This is a genomic window from Helicobacter sp. UBA3407, from assembly GCF_949747025.1.
Lineage (GTDB): Bacteria > Campylobacterota > Campylobacteria > Campylobacterales > Helicobacteraceae > Helicobacter_D > Helicobacter_D ganmani.
On the sequence record NZ_CATKCB010000202.1, the window covers coordinates 1 to 19,523 of the forward strand.

Annotated in this window: 19 protein-coding genes; 10 read left to right on the forward strand and 9 right to left on the reverse strand. The window is 37.1% G+C overall.

Annotation, left to right across the window (positions count from 1 at the left end):
- The 5 genes from Q1553_RS07320 to Q1553_RS07340 form a co-directional block, all read left to right on the forward strand.
- Positions 1-1,050 (forward strand): hydrogenase small subunit (locus Q1553_RS07320; protein ID WP_300842869.1); only part of this gene is annotated, 1,050 nt, incomplete at its 5' end.
- Between the two features lie 9 nt (positions 1,051-1,059).
- Positions 1,060-2,796, forward strand: a complete 1,737-nt coding sequence (locus tag Q1553_RS07325; protein ID WP_300692359.1) for a nickel-dependent hydrogenase large subunit — start codon at positions 1,060-1,062, stop codon at positions 2,794-2,796.
- Between the two features lie 9 nt (positions 2,797-2,805).
- Positions 2,806-3,477, forward strand: coding sequence for a Ni/Fe-hydrogenase, b-type cytochrome subunit (gene cybH, locus Q1553_RS07330; protein WP_115552249.1), 672 nt, complete (start codon positions 2,806-2,808; stop codon positions 3,475-3,477).
- 54 nt (positions 3,478-3,531) lie between these two features.
- Positions 3,532-4,068, forward strand: a complete 537-nt coding sequence (locus tag Q1553_RS07335; RefSeq protein ID WP_115552250.1) for a HyaD/HybD family hydrogenase maturation endopeptidase — start codon at positions 3,532-3,534, stop codon at positions 4,066-4,068.
- Positions 4,069-5,766, forward strand: coding sequence for a protein hydE (locus tag Q1553_RS07340; protein WP_245944296.1), 1,698 nt, complete (start codon positions 4,069-4,071; stop codon positions 5,764-5,766).
- 239 nt (positions 5,767-6,005) lie between these two features.
- On the opposite strand, the gene Q1553_RS07345 is transcribed toward Q1553_RS07340, so the two are convergent.
- The 9 genes from Q1553_RS07345 to Q1553_RS07385 form a co-directional block, all read right to left on the reverse strand.
- A complete protein-coding gene (locus Q1553_RS07345) occupies positions 6,006-6,680 on the reverse strand; it encodes a YggS family pyridoxal phosphate-dependent enzyme (protein WP_115552252.1) in 675 nt (224 codons plus the stop codon).
- A gap of 9 nt (positions 6,681-6,689) precedes the next feature.
- Complete coding sequence (gene rseP / locus Q1553_RS07350; protein WP_115552253.1) at positions 6,690-7,760, reverse strand: RIP metalloprotease RseP; 1,071 nt, start codon at positions 7,758-7,760, stop codon at positions 6,690-6,692.
- The gene (pgsA, locus tag Q1553_RS07355; protein WP_115552266.1) at positions 7,761-8,303 is read right to left on the reverse strand and encodes a CDP-diacylglycerol--glycerol-3-phosphate 3-phosphatidyltransferase; all 543 of its coding nucleotides are present in this window, start codon (positions 8,301-8,303) and stop codon (positions 7,761-7,763) included.
- Between the two features lie 13 nt (positions 8,304-8,316).
- Positions 8,317-9,099, reverse strand: a complete 783-nt coding sequence (locus Q1553_RS07360) for an enoyl-ACP reductase (protein ID WP_115552254.1) — start codon at positions 9,097-9,099, stop codon at positions 8,317-8,319.
- Complete coding sequence (gene dapA / locus Q1553_RS07365) at positions 9,096-10,010, reverse strand: 4-hydroxy-tetrahydrodipicolinate synthase (RefSeq protein ID WP_115552255.1); 915 nt, start codon at positions 10,008-10,010, stop codon at positions 9,096-9,098. The genes Q1553_RS07360 and dapA overlap by 4 nt, the downstream gene beginning before the upstream one ends.
- 8 nt (positions 10,011-10,018) lie before the next feature.
- Positions 10,019-11,290, reverse strand: a complete 1,272-nt coding sequence (locus tag Q1553_RS07370) for a pitrilysin family protein (RefSeq protein ID WP_115552267.1) — start codon at positions 11,288-11,290, stop codon at positions 10,019-10,021.
- A gap of 53 nt (positions 11,291-11,343) precedes the next feature.
- Complete coding sequence (gene pyrD / locus Q1553_RS07375) at positions 11,344-12,414, reverse strand: dihydroorotate dehydrogenase (quinone) (RefSeq protein ID WP_297579113.1); 1,071 nt, start codon at positions 12,412-12,414, stop codon at positions 11,344-11,346.
- A gap of 81 nt (positions 12,415-12,495) precedes the next feature.
- On the reverse strand, positions 12,496-13,779 hold the full coding sequence (locus Q1553_RS07380) for a coproporphyrinogen III oxidase family protein (protein ID WP_115552257.1): 1,284 nt from the start codon (positions 13,777-13,779) through the stop codon (positions 12,496-12,498).
- Positions 13,780-13,917: 138 nt separating this feature from the next.
- A complete protein-coding gene (locus Q1553_RS07385; protein WP_115552258.1) occupies positions 13,918-14,121 on the reverse strand; it encodes a hypothetical protein in 204 nt (67 codons plus the stop codon).
- Between the two features lie 186 nt (positions 14,122-14,307).
- Here Q1553_RS07385 and Q1553_RS07390 point away from each other — a divergent pair, with 186 nt between their 5' ends.
- Genes Q1553_RS07390 through Q1553_RS07410 form a run of 5 tightly spaced genes read left to right on the forward strand, consistent with a single transcriptional unit; the run spans position 14,308 to position 19,373 of the window.
- On the forward strand, positions 14,308-16,857 hold the full coding sequence (locus Q1553_RS07390) for an AsmA-like C-terminal region-containing protein (protein WP_115552259.1): 2,550 nt from the start codon (positions 14,308-14,310) through the stop codon (positions 16,855-16,857).
- Positions 16,812-17,540, forward strand: coding sequence for a small multi-drug export protein (locus tag Q1553_RS07395; RefSeq protein WP_297579106.1), 729 nt, complete (start codon positions 16,812-16,814; stop codon positions 17,538-17,540). Before Q1553_RS07390 ends, Q1553_RS07395 begins: the two co-directional genes overlap by 46 nt.
- Complete coding sequence (locus Q1553_RS07400; RefSeq protein ID WP_115552261.1) at positions 17,537-18,295, forward strand: exodeoxyribonuclease III; 759 nt, start codon at positions 17,537-17,539, stop codon at positions 18,293-18,295. Before Q1553_RS07395 ends, Q1553_RS07400 begins: the two co-directional genes overlap by 4 nt.
- A complete protein-coding gene (gene ybeY / locus Q1553_RS07405) occupies positions 18,282-18,734 on the forward strand; it encodes an rRNA maturation RNase YbeY (protein WP_297579103.1) in 453 nt (150 codons plus the stop codon). The genes Q1553_RS07400 and ybeY overlap by 14 nt, the downstream gene beginning before the upstream one ends.
- A gap of 15 nt (positions 18,735-18,749) precedes the next feature.
- A complete protein-coding gene (locus Q1553_RS07410) occupies positions 18,750-19,373 on the forward strand; it encodes a metal-dependent hydrolase (protein ID WP_297601405.1) in 624 nt (207 codons plus the stop codon).
- The last annotated feature ends 150 nt before the right edge of the window (positions 19,374-19,523 follow it).

A 19,523-nucleotide genomic window follows, 5' to 3' on the forward strand; every position in this document is an offset into this window, starting at 1 on the left:
AAAGAAAAAGGAATCTCAAGGAGAGATTTTATGAAGTGGGCTGGAGCAATGACAGCTATGTTGTCTTTGCCGGCAAGTTTTACTCCGCTAACTGCGAAAGCAGCAGAAGTTGCAGACCGCTTACCTGTGATTTGGCTGCATTTAGCAGAATGCACAGGCTGTAGTGAAAGCCTCTTAAGAAGTGATGGACCGGGCATTGCAAGTTTGATTTTTGATTATATTTCTTTAGAATACCACGAAACCATTATGGCTGCGGCTGGCTATCAAGCAGAAGAAAACCTAGAATCCGCAATAGAAAGATACAAAGGTCGTTATGTATTAATGGTAGAGGGTGGCGTGCCAACGGGGCTAGAAGGACAATACTTAACAATTGGCGCGCACGGAAATACAGGCTTGGCAAATGCGAAATTAGCGAGTGAAAATGCGGCGGCAATTTTTGCGATTGGGACTTGCTCAAGCTTCGGTGGAATCCAAGCAGCCCACCCTAACCCAACTGCAGCAAAACCGCTTAGTGAAGTTACCAACAAACCTGTGATTAATGTGCCCGGTTGTCCTCCAAGTGAAAAAAATATCGTGGGCAATGTGATTCATTTCTTGCTTTTTGGCACTCTACCACAACTTGATGCATTCAATCGTCCAAAATGGGCTTATGGATTAAGAATCCACGATTTATGCGAAAGACGCGGGCATTTTGACGCAGGAGAATTTGTGCAAAGATTCGGTGATGAGGGTGCAAAAAATGGTTATTGCCTCTATAAAGTTGGCTGTAAAGGACCTTATACTTTCAACAACTGCTCCAAATTACGTTTTAACTCCCATACAAGCTGGCCTATTCAAGCAGGACACGGCTGTATTGGTTGCAGTGAGCCAAATTTCTGGGATACTATGGGACCTTTTGAAGAGCCACTTGCTAGCAAACTCTACAATGCGCCGTTGTTTAAAGGTGCAGACCGCACCGCAGATAATATCGGAATTACATTACTCGGCGCAGCAGCCATCGGTATGGCGGCACACGCAGTTCTAAGTAATTTTAGAAAAGACAAAGAATAAGGAGAATTTATGACAAAAAGAATTATTGTAGATCCTATCACAAGGATTGAGGGGCACTTAAGAATTGAAGTCATTGTAGATGAAAATAATGTCATTACCGATGCTTATTCTAGCTCTACTTTATGGCGCGGTTTAGAGGTTATCGTAAAAAACCGCGACCCTAGAGATGTCGGTTTTATGGTGCAAAGAATCTGCGGTGTTTGCACATTTTCACATTACAAAGCCGGAATTACCGCAGTAGAAAACGCGCTAGGGATTCAGATTCCATTTAATGCACAAATGGTGCGAAGCTTGATGAATGTTTCTCTTGTAATGCACGACCACTTGGTGCATTTCTATCACTTGCATGGATTGGATTGGTGTGATATTACGGAAGCACTTAAAGCTGACCCCAAAAAAGCAAGTGAGATTGCGTTTAAATACTCTAAAAACCCGATTGCAACAGGTGCCGATGAGCTTGTTGCTGTGCAAGAAAAAGTTAAAGCCTTTGCGAATGCTAAACAAGGTTTAGGACCTTTTGCAAATGCTTATTGGGGACACAAAACCTATAAATTCTCTCCTGAACAAAACCTCATCGTGCTTTCCCATTACTTAAAAGCTCTTGAAGTTCAAAGAGTTGCGGCACAAATGATGGCAATCTTCGGCGCAAAACAACCCCACCCACAAAGTTTAACCGTTGGGGGTGTAACTTGCGTTGCAGATATTTTAGACCCTAGCAGATTGGGAGATTGGCTCACTAAATACAAAGAAGTAGGGGATTTCATCAATCGCGCTTATTATGCAGATGTCGTAATGGCAGCTGAAGTCTTCAAAAACGAACCAAGCGTGCTTAAAGGTTGCGGTGTGCGCAACTTCCTTTCTTATGCCGAAATTCCTGTCAATCATAATGAGACGCTTTATAGCACAGGTGTTGTGCGAGGTGGCGATATTTCTAAACTCCTAGAAGTCAATGAAGACCTCATCACAGAAGAAGCAACACATTCTTGGTATCAAAACGACAAAGCATTGCACCCTTATGATGGCGAAACAGAGCCAAATTATACAGGATTCACAGATGCGGAGACCATTGGACCTGATGGTAACCCACTCAAAACAAAAGCAATTGATATGCGCGGTAAATACAGCTGGATTAAATCCCCTCGTTATAATGGCGAACCTATGGAGGTAGGACCGCTTGCAACAATTGTTGTGGGACTAGCAGCCAAGAATCCTCGTATCACAAAAATTGCAACACAATTCCTAGAAGATACGGGATTACCAATTGAAGCACTTTTTAGCACATTGGGTAGAACTGCAGCACGACTTTTGGAATGCAAGCTTTCCACAGATTATGGCATAGAAGCTTTTAATTCTTTGGTAGCAAATCTCAAAACAGGCGACCAAACCACTTGCGCTCCTTATAAGATTGACAAAAACAAAGAATACAAAGGGCGTTACATTGGTAATGTTCCACGCGGGACACTAAGCCACTGGGTAAGAATCAAAGACGGCGTCGTAGCAAATTATCAAGCAGTTGTGCCAAGTACTTGGAATGCAGGACCAAAAGATTCTAAAAATCAAATGGGACCCTATGAAGCTTCATTAGTTGGAATCAAAGTGCAAGATATTACCAAACCGCTAGAAATCGTGCGGACTATCCATTCCTTTGACCCTTGTATCGCGTGTGCAGTGCATTTAATGGATACAAAAGGGAATGAAATCAGCCAATATAGACTTGACCCCATTGCGATGAATTGTAAAATTTAAGGAGAAATTATGGAAACAAGATACAGAGCTGTGCTTGAGTTTTCAAAACTCACACGGATTTTCCATTGGATTAGAGCATTAGCAATTTTTGGATTAATTGCAACAGGATTCTATCTTGCTTATCCTTTTTTAGCACCTAATAATTTCACAGGCGAACCTGTGGGGTTTCTTTATGCTTTAATGCGCAGTTGGCATTTGATTCTTGGCTTCTTACTCATTGCAGTAACTATTTTTCGCCTTTATCTACTTTTGACAAAAGAATGTGCATTAGAGCGTCGCTCTATTTTGGATTTTTTCAATCCTTTTGTGTGGTTTGGCGTCTTGAAAAGCTATCTACTTTTTGGCGGACATCCTCATTTAAAAGGTGCTTACAATCCCTTACAGCTTGCAACTTACTTAGGTGTAATGCTTTTAATTATTGCAATTTCTCTTAGCGGACTTGTGCTTTATGCGCATGTTTATCACGAGGGCTTGGGGGGATTCATCGCGCCTTTAATGAAACCTTTGGAAGTGCTTTGTGGCGGAATCGCTAATGTGCGCTTAATCCACCATATTTTAACTTGGGCATTCGTTATTTTTATTCCAATTCATATTTATATGGCAAGCTGGAATAGCGCGAAATTCCCTGGTGCTGGTGTAGATACGATTTTTAGCGGCGTCAAATTTGAAAAAGATGAGTAAGCATAAATACCCAATGCGATTCCTTGCGAATCGCATTTCCGCATTTTAAAATAAATGAAAATCCTCGTGTTGGGCATTGGCAATATTCTATTTGGTGATGAGGGGATTGGTGTGCATTTATCCAATCTATTGAAACTCAATTATACTTTTAGCGGTGAGCATTGTGTGGAGATTGTAGATGGCGGGACAATGGCTCAACATTTAATTCCCCTTATCACGCAATACGATTCTGTGTTGATTATAGATTCTATTGACGCAAAAGATGCCAAAATAGGTGATGTTTATTTTTTTGACTTTCGTGCAATTCCTAACCAAATCACTTGGGCTGGTAGTGCGCACGAAGTAGAAATGCTCCAAACCCTACGAATGATTGAAATGTTAGGAGATTTACCGCCAACAAAGATTTTAGGTATTAAACCTTTTATTATTGGAGAAAATCCAACCTTTGAACTCACAGAGGAAGTCAAACAGGGCGCAAAGCTAATGGAATCCCAAGCAATTCACTACTTAGAATCACTTGGCGTTCAAATCTCCAAAACCTCTTATCAAGATTTGCAAGAAATTGCACGTTTCTCCTACAAAGGATACTAAATGACTTCTGAAACTTCAGAGTTGGAATCCCACTTAATTGTCGCTTTCGTTTTCCAACAAATCGCTAAACTTGCTTTCCCGCACAATATTCAAAATTTCTTACTCAAATCTCTACATTTTGCCCTAAGAAAAACCAACCTACAAGGGCAATTTGTGCAAAATTCTCAAGATTCTTTTAGGCTAGAGGTGCAGGGAAGCCAACAAGAAATTTTGAACTTTAGCGATTCTTTGCAAAACTATATTCCACTTTCTTTACAATGGACTTTTAAAGAGTTGATTGTTTTAGAATCTTTCTCTAAAGAGAATTTAATTTCATTAAATCATCTCTTTGTAACTCACTTTCTAACCCCTTTGGAGCTGCAACAATTAAGCAACAAAGAATCCCCGAATTTCTGTAACCTATGGGCGCAATGGATAGATTTTCAGCCCACCAAAATGACATTTTTAAAAGAGGAGCAAAGAAACGAGATTCAAAATGCACAAGATTTGATAGAATCTCTCCAAACTCTTGCAAATCTTTTGAAGCAAAATGAGTGCATCTTTGTCAAAACAATTTTTGGCAAAAAGGAGTTGGTGCTTTTAGAGGAAAACAATCCGCCAAATTTAGAGGAGATTGGAGAGGATTTTTGCTTTATGCCCTACTCCCTTATCAATGTCAAAATGCTTTTTAGGGTAGAAAATGAGGAATTGCAAGCCTTAGCAACTTTGGAAAAACCCATTTTGAAGCTTGCTCCTAAAAGCATTTTTCAACATTTCTTCCCTATTGCGCAAGTGAATGTCCTTTTGCCTTTTGAGCCTTATTTAGTTCTTTTGAGTAAATTTTTGGATTCCTCTTTAGGTCTATATTTGTTGCCACTCCGACAAAAAAGAAAAAATGGAATCTGTGAATTTGTTGCTGAAGATTCCAAACCCCTGACTTTAAGCATTGCGCAAAACTCCCTTATCTTGCCACATCGCTTTGAATCTTACAAACCCAATTCTATTGCCAATGCTTTCTTGCAAGCTATTACAAAGGATTCTTTAAATCGTGTCAATGCACTTTATCTTGGTGAGAATCGCACGCTTTTTTGGGTATATTTTAATGAGAATTTCAAAGAAGCACTCACATTTAACTTTGAAAGCAACCTAGGAACAATCCTTGAGACATTCAAAACCCTAAACCAAACCACACAAAGTTTGTTAAAAAATTTTTCATCTCATTTTGAATCCATAATCCACGCTCTAGAATCTCTCCCCAAAAATTCTGTCCCCTCACAAAACCTATTAGACTTGGTGGGAATGTGCGGTGTCTTACTAGGCTTAGGTGAATCTCACAATCTCAAAGCAAGCGCAAATGCGGTGATAGAATGTGCATGGAAATTTTTGGGCAAAAAAGGTCCGCGCATCGATTTTAGACTAGAGCGCGACACAGAGGGTAAAATCTCCTTAAACACTTTGCAAACCTTGCGTTCTGTTATGAGCTTCAGACTTGCTGGAGTAGAGAACGAGTTGCTATGCTTTGGAATCTTGGATTCTTTAGCGGAATTTTTTGCTAATTTTAGTCGTGATATGGAGGAAAACTACCAAACAAAAGGCATCGTTGTCTGTGGCAAATTATTTTTGAACACACAATTTATAAATCAATTCTTGCATTATTTGCCAAAAACCTCTGAAATCTATGCTTGTGCAACAATGGAATTTAAAAACAAAACTCTATAAACCCACGCCTTTGTGATTCCGCTATATCCTTGCGAGATTTCGCAAAAATGCAGCAAGCAAGATTCTATATTATAAATTTGCAGAATAAAGCAATGGGTGTTCTTGCGAGAAAATTTGAAACTTTCATAGCAATCCATAATATCATTTATAAGAAATATGGAATCGCAAATAAAAAATGCTTTTTAGGCAAAGCACTTCGCAATGTATGCTTACTCACTAGCACAATGAAATTTTTGATTCTATTTAAATAGCACACTTCCTAAACGCACGCAGTTGCTTCCGCAAGCAATCGCAAGCTCAAAATCCTCACTCATTCCCATACTTAAAGTCTTTGCACCTTTATTTTGCAGAGATTCAAAAATCCTATATGTTTGCTCAAAACTCTTTTGAATCATTTTTTTTTCATCTGTATGCGCACCAATACTCATCAAACCGCACAACTTGATGTTTGGGCAAGTTTCCAAAATCCTGCAATACATTTCTTGTGCAACTTCTGGCATAAAGCCACTTTTGCTCTCCTCTTTGGCACTATTGACTTGCAACAAGGTGCGCAAAGCCTTATTTTCTTTTTGCAATCGCTTTTGTAATTGCTCTGCTAACTCCAAAGAATGCAAGCTTTGGAGCATAAAGGGATTGAGGCTTAAAAGTGCGTTAATTTTATTACTCTGCAAAGAGCCGATGAAATGCCATTCTAGTGGAAGAGATTCTAAGATTTCAGATTTCGCTTTCAAGTCTTGCACTTTATTTTCACCAAAGGCGCGTTGCCCACAAGCATAAAGTGCTGTGATTTCCTCTTGTGTAGAATATTTGCTCACTGCAACCAAGCGCACGATTCTGTGCCTATCTACCGCAATTCTTGCTTTTTCAATTCTTTCTATTACATCTATTAGATTCTGATTTAATTTTTCTTGCATAAATCTCCTTTAAAAAGGCATTGTTCCATTAAGAATGCGTAAAATATCATTATACAATCCAAGCCCCATAAGTCCCAATAACACAATCCAACCTGCCATACTTAAACGATAAAAAGTATTTTGTGTTGGAATTCTTTTTGTTAGCATTTCATAAAATGTAAAAAGAATATGCCCACCATCAAGGGCTGGAATCGGAAGTAAATTTAAGATTCCAAGATTTACAGAAATCAAAGCAGTAAATGCAAAAAGCGTAACAATCCCTAATTCACTTGCCTTTTTGGTAATGCTCACAATAGAAACTACACCCCCTACTTCGCTCAATGGCACAACGCCACTCAACATTTTTTCAATGCTTTGCAAGATTAACTTGCTAGATTCCAAAGTCTGACCAAAAGCATAGGAAATAGAATCCACAAAAGAATAAGACACAAGCCTTACCTCTCCACTAGAAAAAATCCCAATTAAAGGACGCGCAATCTTCTCACCAAAGAGATTTTTGGATTCTCCTATTTTGGGGATTAAAATCGTCTGATACTCTTTAGAGTCTCGCAAAAATACAATCTCTAGCTCCCCTTTGGATTTGGCAATCGTTTGGCTCAATGCTTCCCAAGTTTGAATTTTTTGTCCATTAATGCTAAGAATTTCATCGCCACTGCGTAACCCAGCAATTTCCGCTGGCATATTTGTTTCTACTTTGCCCACCACAGGAGCTAATTCATTTTTCCCCATTAAGCCAATGGCGACAAAAAGCAAAAAAGCTAACAAGAGATTAAAACACGAACCTGCGGCTAAAATCAGCAATCGCTTATAAGCTGCAATACCATAAAGACTATCACTAGCAGTATCACGCATCATAGGATCAAAGTCGCTCTGCCCTTTAAGCTGAACAAATCCTCCTAATGGAATGGGACGCAAAGAATATTCTGTCTCGCCGATTTGTTTTTTAAAGATTCTTGTTTTACCAAAACCTATACTAAAAGCTTCCACACGCACGCCAAAAAGTTTAGCTGCCAAAAAATGCCCCAATTCATGAAAAAAAACCAAAAAAGATAAGACTAAAATTGAGCTAATTATTCCCATTTAGCGCGCCTTTGCATACATTTTAACATAATCATAGCCTGAATAAAGTGTCAAAACTACCGCAAGCCACAAAGTCATATTGGCAAAAGAATAATCCATAAGCAAAAATGCAATTGCAGTAATTTGCAAGCCTGTTTTATATTTACCAAGATTAGAAGCCGCAACTTTGATTCCTTTGCTCGCAGCCACTACACGCAATCCGGTAATAAAAAATTCGCGACTAAGAATCAAAAAGACTGCCCACACATCTGCGCGATTCCATACCAAAAGCCCAATTAATGCAGATAACATCAACAATTTATCAGCAAGCGGGTCAAAAATTTCTCCAAAAATGCTTGAAACATTGAAACTGCGCGCAATAAAGCCATCAAAAAAATCCGTAATACTTGCGAGACAAAACACCAAACAGGCGAAATAATTAATCCAACTAGGGTGGATGGGGGGTGGAAGAATCCACTTTCCATAGAGAATTATTGCAAGCAAAAGAAAAGCAAATATAATCCGAAGAATAGTCAAGCCATTCGGTAAAGATTCTAATTTCATCATCTTTTTCACTCTATTTAAAGCTTGTTCCTCCATCAATCACAATCGTTTGTCCTGTAAGCCAAGCACTTGCGCTACTATCGCATAAAAATAAACAAGCCCCCGCAATATCCTCTGGAGCTCCCATACGATTGAGTGGGCTTTGCTCTACCACTTTTTCTTTAATCTCGGCAAAATCCGGAAATGCCTTTAATGCATCTGTTTCAATGGGACCACCACTCACTGCATTAACGCGAATATTATACTCTCCAAGCTCCATTGCAGCATATTTCACCATTGTTTCTACGGCATTCTTTGAGTTGCCGTGCCCTGCATAATTTGGCATATACACGAGATTCCCTGTGGAGCTAAGGGAAATAATACTTCCACCGCCTACCTTTTGCATTCTCTTTGCTGCTTCTTGCGCACCGACAACAAAAGCAAGTACGGTAGCAGTGTAGATATTGTTTAGTCCTTTAGGTTTCAAGCGCATAAAAGGCGCGAACCCTCCCACGACACTCTTGCCATAAATAATCGCATTGCTCACAAAAAAATCTATCCTCTCAAAATCTTCATCAATTTTTGCAAACAAATCCTTATAAGTCTCTGGTTGCAAAACATCTAAAGGATAAGCTTTGGCTTTGATAAAAAATTGCGATTCCACATCTGCTATGATTTTATTTGCTTCTTCTACATTTTTATTATAAGTAAATGCAATATTTACACCCTTTTGCGCAAAACGATAGAGAATCGCTTTTCCGATTCCACGCGTCGCACCACTAATAACTAAAGTTTTGCCTTTGAAATTTTCATTCATTTTACTACCTCATATTGACTTAAAATTTTTTCAAGATATTCTATATTTTGTGCCGATGGAGCAACCAATGGCAAACGATATTCCAATGTTTTTAAAAGTCCGCTTAAATACATTGCTGCCTTGATTGGAATCGGATTGCTTTCTATGAACAACGCTTTATTAATTGCGTAAAGTTCATTGTTTAATTCTCTTGCGCGTTCATAATTATGCGATTGCAAAAGTGCGTGTGTTAATTCCGCAATTTTGTTTGGCAAAAGATTGGAAGTAACAGAAATCACACCTACCCCACCACAACTTAAAATAGGATAATTAATTGCATCTTCGCCACTTACAATGCTCAAATCTTTAGCATTCATATTCAAATCTATTACCTTTTCAATGCTACCACTTGCTTCTTTGACTCCATAAATATTTGGAATCTCATTAAAAAGTCGCAAAATAGTTTTTGTTTCCAAATTCACACCCGTGCGACCCGGCACATTATAAAGCATAAGAGGAATGCTTACTGCATTTGCAACCTCCTTGTAATGCAAAAACAAGCCCTCTTGTGTTGGCTTATTATAATAAGGTGTAACACACAAAATTGCATCTGCTCCGCAACTTTGTGCAAATTTAGCAAGCTCAATTGCTTCTTGCGTAGAATTACTTCCAGCACCCGCTAAAACCTTGACATTATGCCCCTCCTTGCGACTTGCTTTACAGACGCTCACTGCAACTTCAATACATTCTTTATGCTCTTTGTGGCTTAATGTTGCACTCTCACCTGTTGTGCCAACAGGCACGATAACATCAATACCATATTGAATCTGTCTTCTAATCAAAGATTCATAACTTTCCAAATCCAACAGAGCATTTTTAAAAGGCGTGATTAATGCAGTCATTGCGCCTTTGACTTGATTTTCTACTTGCATTGTTTTCCTTATTTTGTCAGGGTTAAAATTGTTGCATTTGAGCGAACAAAATATTTTTGCGCCACTGCAACAATTTCTTCTAAGCTTAAGCTATCAAAATCTTGCTCAAAATGCAAGAGGGATTCTAAATCATTGCGTACGATATAGCTTCCAAACAAGCTTGCTACGCCACTGCTAGATTCTAGCTCGTATAAAAAATTTGCGCGCAAATTTGTTTTTGCTTTTTGCAATTCCGCCTCGTTGAGTTTCCCAAGCTTTACTTTTTCAATTTCTTGTAAAATTGCCTTTTCTAACTTTTCTAGGCTCACACCTACATTTGCCAATCCCATAAAAATAAATAATCCATCATCTTGCAAATCCATATTGTAAGCATAAATTTCTGTGGCAAGCCGTTTCTTATCCACAATCTCGCTAACAAGCGGGCTACTCTTGCCACCACTTAGAATCTCGCCTAATGCACTAAGAGCAATTTGGTCTTTGTGATTAAAAGGAGGAGTTCTAAATGCAAGTGCCAAAATCTCCACTTCGCTTGGTTTATGCACTTCCACTCTGCGCTCACCCTCTTGTTTGGGTTCTTTTGTATGTAATTGTAATGGAATCTCTTTTTTGTTTTTAATCTTTTCAAAATACTTTTTGACTTCCTTTAGGGCGATTTTTTCGTCTATATCTCCCGCAATCACAATTGCCGCATTTTGAGGTTGATAATAAAGACTATGGAATGCGCGAATATCTTCAATGCTCCAAGCTTTAATATCTTCCATAAAACCAATAGGAGTCCAATGATAAGGGTGATAGATAAAAGCTGTATTAAAAAGTCTAAAATACAAATAACCCATAGGGTTATTGTCTGTCCGCCATAGCCTCTCCTCCGCTACGACATTGCGTTCGGGTTGAAACTCCTCATCTTTTAAGCTCAAATTTTGCATAAGCTCACTAAAAAGCTCTAAAGATTTGCCAAGATTCTGCGTGCTAGATTTAATATAATAATGCGTATAGTCAAAGCTCGTTGCGGCGTTTGTAGAACCACCAAAACCTTTGATAACCCTATCAAATTCTCCTGCCTTTAAATTCTTAGTGGATTTAAAGTTTAGATGTTCTAGCATATGTGCGATTCCACTTTTGCCCATTGTCTCATTACGACTACCGACTTTATAAAATACATTAGTCGTAATCACATTACTTTGATTCTTTAATGGAATCACTACAACTTCCAAACCATTTTTCAGTGTCGTTTGATAATGTTTTGGAAGCACAGATTTTATCGGGCTATTTTCCGCCATCAAAACTCCTACTAAAAATAAATTAACACAAAAAATTCTAAAAATTATGCAGATTAATTGCATAAATCCACGCCTACCGCTTCGCCAATATGGTTGAATCCATCACGTTCTAAAAAATTTTTTAAATCTAAATTGATTTGTTTTACTAAACTTGGTCCCTCAAAAATCAGCGCACTAAAAACTTGCACAAGATTTGCACCCAAACGAATCCTTGTGTAAGCCTCCTGTGCATTTGAGATTCCACCCACGCTTATAAGCGTTGTTTTTTGATTTGTATTCTTCAAATAAAGCGCAATCTGTTTCAACATTTCGCGACTTTTTGAGGCTAAAACCTTTCCGCTAATTCCTCCTCTATCTTGTGGTCGTGCAACAAGACTATAATCCAAAGTCGTATTGGTTGCAATAATGCCTTTTGCTCCGCTTTTTATCGCTGCTTCAATCAAACTCAAAGCAAAATCTATCTCCAAATCAGGAGCAATTTTTAAATAAATTGGCTTAGTATAAACTTGACAAAGACTACTAAAAAGCTCTTGAATGAAATTAATATTTTGCAAATCACGCAAATTTGGTGTATTAGGCGAAGAAAGATTCACGCTCAAATAATCACTACTTTGTGCAAAATTGCGCGCTAAAGTCAAATAATCCTTAAGAGATTCTTCTTGTGAAGTAATTTTGTTTTTACCAATATTCACACCCAAAGGCACAACAAAGGGAAAAAGATTCTTTAAGTACGCATTTACCATACTCATTCCCTCATTGTTGAATCCCATTGCGTTTTGGATAGATTCCTCTTCTATATGTCGCCAAAGACGCGGCTTATCATTGCCGCTTTGCGCTAAAGGCGTTACCGCTCCTAGCTCTAAATGTGAAAAACCTAGTGCGCAAAGCAATTCTATCATCTTAGCATTTTTGTCAAATCCCGCTGCCAATCCCACAGGATTATAAAAGCGCATTCCATCAATTTCTTGCATCAAAATAGAATCTTTCAAGCAATTCTTATAAGACAAAAAAGGCAAAAAAGCTGGAATCTTTGGAGCGATTTTGCCCAAAAATTCTATGATTGTATGCGCAGTTTCTGGATTGGTTTTAAAAATAAAAGGACGTAAAGTTTGATAGTTTAGCATTTCCACCTCATTTTTAAAAATTCTGAAATTGTAACATTTTTTGATAAAGTTGCAATAAAGTCTTTTTAAACTTTATTTTTATTACATATCCTCCTCTTGAAGCATTGCACGAGACTCCTCACGCACACAATCCATACCAATGTAAAATTCTTTCATCATAGAAAGAAAGAGGTATTTCCCTTTTTGTGTTGGATAATACGATGTGCCTTTTTTGACAATATTACCGCTCAAACGCAAAAAAGTAACTTCTTTTAGTAAATCTTTCTCTAAATCTGCACCATACAACATTTTAAATCTCTCCTTGTTTGCCTCCCCACCAAAAAGTTCTACCATTAAACGATATTGCAATTGCGATTTTTTAGAATATTTACGCTCTCTTTCTACTCCCATTTGTCCATTTTGGATTTTTTGTGCATAGTTTTTCAAAGAAAAGGTATTCACATACAATGTGCCATCTAAAAAACTAAATGACCCCGAGCCAATCCCAACATATTCGTCATTATTGACTACATATTCATCAAAAATTTCACTGCCTTTATATGAAAATGCCCAACTAGATAAAGGAATGAAATCCGAAGAAAGAGTGTCCAAAATCTGCGCATAAAGTCGTGCTTCATTTTGCAAATCCACTTCCCCGATAGAACGTTTTAAAATACTTTTTACAGAGGGAGAGGACATCAAGGGATAAGTCGTCAGTTGATTCGGTTTTAATTCTTGAATAATTTTTAAATCTCGCGCAAGCATTTCTTGTGTTTGATTAGGAAAATTAAAGATTAAATCCACATTTAAAATAGGTAGAATCCCCAAAGCAGATTCAAGCTTTTGACGCGTTACTTCTCCGCCACCAAACTTCTCATAACGTCCAATCTTGCGTAAGATTCCATCATCAAAGGTTTGTACACCCACAGAAAGCCTATCAATCCTCCCTTTAAATTGCTCTAAAGTCTCTCTTTGCAGATGATTAGGGTCAGACTCACAAGAGACTTCTTGAATATTAAAAAGTGCTTTGGCTAAATCAAGTGTTTTGCACAATTCATCAGGTAAAATAGAAGTTGTCCCACCTCCCACATAAACAGCACTAAAATCATATCCCAAGTCTTTTACCATTTGCATTTCTTTGCGCAAATTCATAAAGTAAATGCGTGCTTTTTCTTCTTGAAACAAAAAACGATTAAAAGAACAATAAGTGCAAAGCGTTGCACAAAATGGTATATGGATATAAAGCAAATAATTTTTACTTTTGACTTTTTGTGGATTAGGCAAAGGAAGTTTAGTCCGCTTGTTTTTTTTTAAATGCAGATAATGCTGCGTCGCATAACGCATAATGTAATTTGCTAACTTTGTTGAAAGATTTTGCTGTATCATTATCAATTCGCACTCTTTTATTTAAAATTCAAAAACAAAATTGGCGATTATAGAAAATAATTTGTAAATAAAAAATAAATTCAAAGAATAAATTTGATTTAAAGAAAGATTTGCCTAAAGCACAAAAGTGCTTTAAACTTATGCCATAATGTCCAATTTATTCACACTTGGCTGTGGAGCTTGTGTAGATTCTACTGGGGCTTGAGTTTGCAAATTTGCTTGTGTATTTTGCATTCCATTGATAAGAGAGCTCATTAGTGCCTCTTCGCTTTGTATTGCCTTTTTTAAAACATTCAAATTACCGCTTGCTACCACAGAACCGCTATCAATTCCTGAAATCATAACAGACTCCTTTCTGTTTATTTTGTATCCTTTTATAAAAAGAACTACGAATTATATATCGGCATTTTTTATGATTCTATAAAGTATAAAAACTTTATTTTTATTCTCCTTGTTTTAGCTTTATTAATTTAATTTTGCTAAAATTACGACAATTTTTATAATTTCCCCAAAAGAAAGGCAAATCAAATGAAAAAAATTTTGAAAATTTTAGGAATCTTAATCGTCCTCTTTTTATTCATCATCGGCACTACTTTAACTTGGCTTTTCTCAAGCAGTGGCAATGAATTTTTAAAAAACAAAATCACACAAATTGCAAATGAAAAAGCTCCCATTGGCTTAGAATTTACACATTTTAAGCTAGGTTTTAGCAAATATGCGTTTAGCATCACAGACAAACAAAAATCTCAAATTACACTCAATGGCGACTATTCGCTTTTCACCCTTAACACTAATGCACAAATTCACGCAGCTATTAAAGACTTAAGCCCTTATGAGCAGCTCATCGGCATGAAGCTTAATGGGGGAATTGGTCTTAATGGAGAAGTGAAAAAAAATGGAGGCGACATAGATGTAAAAGCTGACATCACTGCATTTAATAGCCTAATTAATGCAGATATTACACTCAAAGATTATAATCCTAAAAGATTATTTATCACTAGTAAAGAAGGTATTAAAGCCGAATCTCTGCTCGCCTTTTTAAATCAACCCAAATATGTAAGTGGCAAAATTTTACTTAATGCGGATATGGATATTTCCAATCTAAGCGCGCCAAGCGGAGGATTCCAAATCGCCTCTAATGCGCTCTCTCCAAATATCTCACTCTTAAATAAAAACTATGGAATCCTTTTACCCAATGAACCAATCAAACTTGCAATTAATGGTAAAGCACAAAAAGATTCTATCATTACAACCTTGCTTGCTTCTTCTAGCTACTTAAATCTTAGCTCTAGCAATCTTCAAGCAAGCTTGAACGACTATGCAACCAATGGAGAGATTAAAATTAGCCTTGAAAAAATCGGCTTTGGTGGAATAATGCTTAAATCTCCCGTGATTGCAAATATTAACCTAAAATCAAGCAAAATTACTAACCAAGAGGCAACCCTCGCCTTAAATCTCATTACAAATCCTATTTTGGCACATATCAACTTGCCAAACTATACGCCAAAAGACTTGACAATCAGTGCGCAAGATTTGAATTTGCAAGAAATCTTGAATCTCATTGCCAAATATACCAATGCCACACCTTATAATGCAAACGGCGCGGTAAATTTAAACGCTAAAATAGACAAAATCAATCTAGATACTTTAGATTATAATCTAGCCTCAAAATTAAATAGCACCATTACAAGCCTGAATTATCAAGGAATCCAACTTGCAAACAACAATATTCTCAATGCAGAAATTAATGGAGACTCCAAAAGACTCAAAACAAAAGTGCAAAGTGATTTGTTTGATTCCAAGCTACTTGCCAATGTTGCTTTGAAAGATTATTCGCCTGAAAATGTAGAATTAGATATTCACAATCTCAACTTGCAAAAACTCGCCAAATTATTTAACTATGCCGCAGAGGGGCAGCTTGATGTAAAGGCAAATCTTAAAAATTTCAAAGATTCTAGCTTTGATGGAGATTTTGAAATAGATTCCAAACAAATCACCCTTGCCAAAGCCACACTTAACGCGTTAAGTGGAATGAAATTCAAACAAGATATTTCTTTGGCTCTTAACGGAAGTGGGAGTTTAAAAAATGGAAATGGAAATGCGCAGATTAAAGCAAATGGCAAAGATTTGAATGTAGAAATCAGCAATGTTAAAATCAATCTACCCAACAATGCTTATAGTGCAGACTTTAACCTAAACACACCCGAAATTGCTAACATCAATCCATTGGATATGACTCTTAAAGGCGCACTTTCTCTTAAAGGAAATGCTGCTTTTGCAAATGAAATTCCAAGCCTTAGCTTGCAAAACAAAGATTTTGGCGATTTAGACATTAAACTTGCCAATGAAAAACTTGTGTTAAAAGGCACAAATTTAGATGTGAAAAAAATCGCTAACTTTACAGGCAATGGCAAATTAGTCAAAGGGGGAATCCTAAATGCGAATGCAGACTTAGTAATTAAAGGCAAAGATTCTCAAACGATTCTAAAAAATCTTAATGGAATTGCGGAACTAAACAGCAAAGATTTAGAAATTTATAGTGTAGATATTGATGCACTTGTGAGTAATTTTGAAAAAAGTAGCAGTATTAGCCTCTTAGATGTTGGCGCATTTGTGCTTGCAGGTCCTTTGGGAATCGCCGCAACAAAAGGCACAAATGTCGGCATGCTAGGACTAAATGCGGTAATAGAAGCCAAAAGCGTCATCAAAGAATTAGAAGCAAAATTTGATATAAAAAACGGAATCGCAACCGCGCAAGATGTTGCTTTTGCCACAAAAAAAACACGATTAGCAGCAGTTGGCGCAATCAATCTTAATAACAATGCTTTTGAAAACTTTACCATCGGATTGCTAGATAATAAAGATTGTGCAAAATATTCTCAAAAAATCAAAGGCACATTGGATAATCCCAAAATTGAAATCACTCAAACCACCATTTCTACTGCAGTCAATCTCGCAACTTCACTTTTTGGACAAATCAAAAAAGGTGCGCAGAATGTTGCAAAACCTGTGATAGGAGAAAGCACAGAGCAATGTGTGCCATTCTATCACGGAAGCGTCCAACACCCAAAACAATGAGAGATTCTGCGCTTTATCGTTTAATTTTTGTGCAACCGCATAATGGGGAGACAAAACTCTTTTTATGCGGAATCACATTGCTAACCTTTTACGCTTTAGCCATCATCACTTGTTTTTTACTGCAAAATGGTATAGGGGATAAACTTCTAAGTATAGGTTTAAGCTCTCTTGTGTTTGGGCGGGCTGCTGGAATTTCATTGGCTTTAGCATTAGAATTTAATACTTTTTGGGCTACAATTTTAAATATCTATATTGAAAACACAATGGTAATAATTCTTTATCCGCTTTTTGTATGGAGTATTCAAGGGATTAGCACTTTTAAAAGAACTGAACAATTTTTTGCTTCAATCTATCAGGTTGCGCAAAAATATGAAAAACCGATTCAAAAATATGGAATCGTGGGTTTGTTTGCATTTGTATGGTTACCCTTTTGGATGACAGGTCCTATTGTAGGTGCAGCAATCGGATATTTTATGCACCTAAAAGTCTGGCTGAATCTCCTTGTCGTTCTTAGTGGCACAAACATTGCGATTCTATGTTGGGCATATTTGCTAGAAAGCTTAGATTCTCAACTCAAATATTTTGGACAAAATACGATGTGGGTTTTATTGAGTGTATTTGTAAGCCTTGCTATTTTTGGCACATTCTTTGCAAAACTTAAAAGCAAAAAAGGAGAAAAATGAGACTAATTTCTTGGAATGTTAATGGTTTGCGAGCCTGTATGAATAAAGGCTTTATGGATTTTTTCAATACAATTAATGCAGATGTTTTTTGTATTCAAGAATCCAAAATGCAAAAAAGTCAAGCGGATTTTAGCTTTCCAAACTATCAAGATTATTGGAATAGTGCAGAGAAAAAGGGGTATTCTGGTGTTGTGATTTTAAGCAAGACACAACCCCTTAGCATAGATTACGATATGGGCATAGAACACCATGACAAAGAGGGAAGAATCCTTACTGCACAATTCAATGATTTTTTTCTTGTCAATGTCTATACGCCAAATTCTAAGCGAGAATTAGAGCGACTAGACTATCGTATGCAATGGGAAGATGACTTTTTAAGATTCCTAAAATCCTTAGAACAAAAAAAACCTGTTATTCTATGTGGAGATTTAAATGTAGCACATCAAGAGATTGATTTAAAGAATCCTAAAAATAATCGCAGAAATGCTGGATTTACCGATGAAGAAAGGGGCAAAATGACGACTCTACTTAATGCTGGATTTACAGACACTTTTCGTTATTTTTATCCAAACTTAGAAGGAGCATATAGCTGGTGGAGCTATATGGGAAAAGCAAGAGCAAATAATACAGGGTGGCGGATTGATTATTTTTTATGTTCTTGTGCATTAAACTCCAAACTCATTGACGCAAAAATCTATCCTGAAATACAAGGAAGTGACCATTGTCCTGTGGGGTTGGAAATTGAAACGCATTGATATAGAAAATCAAAGCAATTTCACATTAAAACAAGAATTTGTAGCATTTTTAAATTCTATTTTAGAAGCTATTTTGCAAGATTTAAAGCTACCACTCAAACCCTGTGAATTGATTTTGGTAGATAATACCAAAATCACTCAACTAAATGCAGAATTTCGCGGAATCGCAACACCAACAGATGTGCTTTCCTTTCCATTAAACACAAAGTTTAGCCCTATTTTGGGTAGTATTGTTATTTCTGTGGAATATGCACAAGAGATTAGTTGGCGACTAAAACATAGCATAGAGGAGGAGATTGCTCTACTTTTTATTCACGGAATCTTACATTTAGTAGGATTTGACCACGAGGTGGATAAGGGCGAACAAAGGATTAAGGAAGAAGAATTTATTTCAAAATTCAATTTGCCTAAAAGCCTCATTGTCCGCACACAATTATAATTTTAAAGGCTTTTAATGCTAGGTAGAACACATATTAGCTTTGGACTTGGACTTGGCGCGGGCGGAATCGTATGTTTCAATGCCATGACAAATACTCCATTAAATGGCACAGATTTAGGAATTCTTTATGGAGCAGTGGCTCTTGGCTCTCTTTTGCCAGATATTGATGAACCAAACTCTTTACTTGGCAAAAAAACCTTAGGTGTTTCTAATCTCATTCAATCTATTTTTGGACATCGCGGCTTTACACACAGCCTCTGCTTTGTCGTCCTGCTTGGAATCTTATTACTCCTTTTAGGTGCATTAGACAAAAATCTTTGGAATGAGATTCCATTTGTCGCAGAGTTTGCCAAAGCATTTGGCGGTATTATACAAGCCCAAAATATAGAAATCTTTGGAATTGGCTTGTTACTTGGCTGCATCTTTCATCTCATTGGCGATATGATGACATTAAGCGGCGTGCCATTACTCCTACCTTTTACTAGCCGCAAATTTCATATCACACCAAACTTTATGCGCTTCAAAACAGGCGGAACCCCAGATAAACTCATTACTGCTTTGAGTTTGGGAATTTTTGGATATTTAAATTTAGAATTGCTAGGCTTTAGCACAAATCTCAAAGGATACTTTCCCTTTTGATTATTCTCATAGGCTTGCTCTTACCAAAGATTTCATCAAGATTCATTGCAGAATCGTAGAGTTTTATTCTTTTACAAATATTTTATGTAAAATGCACCCCTCTCAATACAAATGCACAATCCACAGGAATTCTGCCAATCTTTACAATTC

Coding starts and splice junctions, on each gene's coding strand:
- Q1553_RS07325 (WP_300692359.1), top strand. CDS start 1,060: ATGACAAAAAGAATTATTGTAGATCCTATCACAAGGATTGAGGGGCAC.
- cybH (WP_115552249.1), top strand. CDS start 2,806: ATGGAAACAAGATACAGAGCTGTGCTTGAGTTTTCAAAACTCACACGG.
- Q1553_RS07335 (WP_115552250.1), top strand. CDS start 3,532: ATGAAAATCCTCGTGTTGGGCATTGGCAATATTCTATTTGGTGATGAG.
- Q1553_RS07340 (WP_245944296.1), top strand. CDS start 4,069: ATGACTTCTGAAACTTCAGAGTTGGAATCCCACTTAATTGTCGCTTTC.
- Q1553_RS07345 (WP_115552252.1), bottom strand. CDS start 6,680: ATGCAAGAAAAATTAAATCAGAATCTAATAGATGTAATAGAAAGAATT.
- rseP (WP_115552253.1), bottom strand. CDS start 7,760: ATGGGAATAATTAGCTCAATTTTAGTCTTATCTTTTTTGGTTTTTTTT.
- pgsA (WP_115552266.1), bottom strand. CDS start 8,303: ATGAAATTAGAATCTTTACCGAATGGCTTGACTATTCTTCGGATTATA.
- Q1553_RS07360 (WP_115552254.1), bottom strand. CDS start 9,099: ATGAATGAAAATTTCAAAGGCAAAACTTTAGTTATTAGTGGTGCGACG.
- dapA (WP_115552255.1), bottom strand. CDS start 10,010: ATGCAAGTAGAAAATCAAGTCAAAGGCGCAATGACTGCATTAATCACG.
- Q1553_RS07370 (WP_115552267.1), bottom strand. CDS start 11,290: ATGGCGGAAAATAGCCCGATAAAATCTGTGCTTCCAAAACATTATCAA.
- pyrD (WP_297579113.1), bottom strand. CDS start 12,414: ATGCTAAACTATCAAACTTTACGTCCTTTTATTTTTAAAACCAATCCA.
- Q1553_RS07380 (WP_115552257.1), bottom strand. CDS start 13,779: ATGATACAGCAAAATCTTTCAACAAAGTTAGCAAATTACATTATGCGT.
- Q1553_RS07385 (WP_115552258.1), bottom strand. CDS start 14,121: ATGATTTCAGGAATTGATAGCGGTTCTGTGGTAGCAAGCGGTAATTTG.
- Q1553_RS07390 (WP_115552259.1), top strand. CDS start 14,308: ATGAAAAAAATTTTGAAAATTTTAGGAATCTTAATCGTCCTCTTTTTA.
- Q1553_RS07395 (WP_297579106.1), top strand. CDS start 16,812: ATGTGTGCCATTCTATCACGGAAGCGTCCAACACCCAAAACAATGAGA.
- Q1553_RS07400 (WP_115552261.1), top strand. CDS start 17,537: ATGAGACTAATTTCTTGGAATGTTAATGGTTTGCGAGCCTGTATGAAT.
- Q1553_RS07410 (WP_297601405.1), top strand. CDS start 18,750: ATGCTAGGTAGAACACATATTAGCTTTGGACTTGGACTTGGCGCGGGC.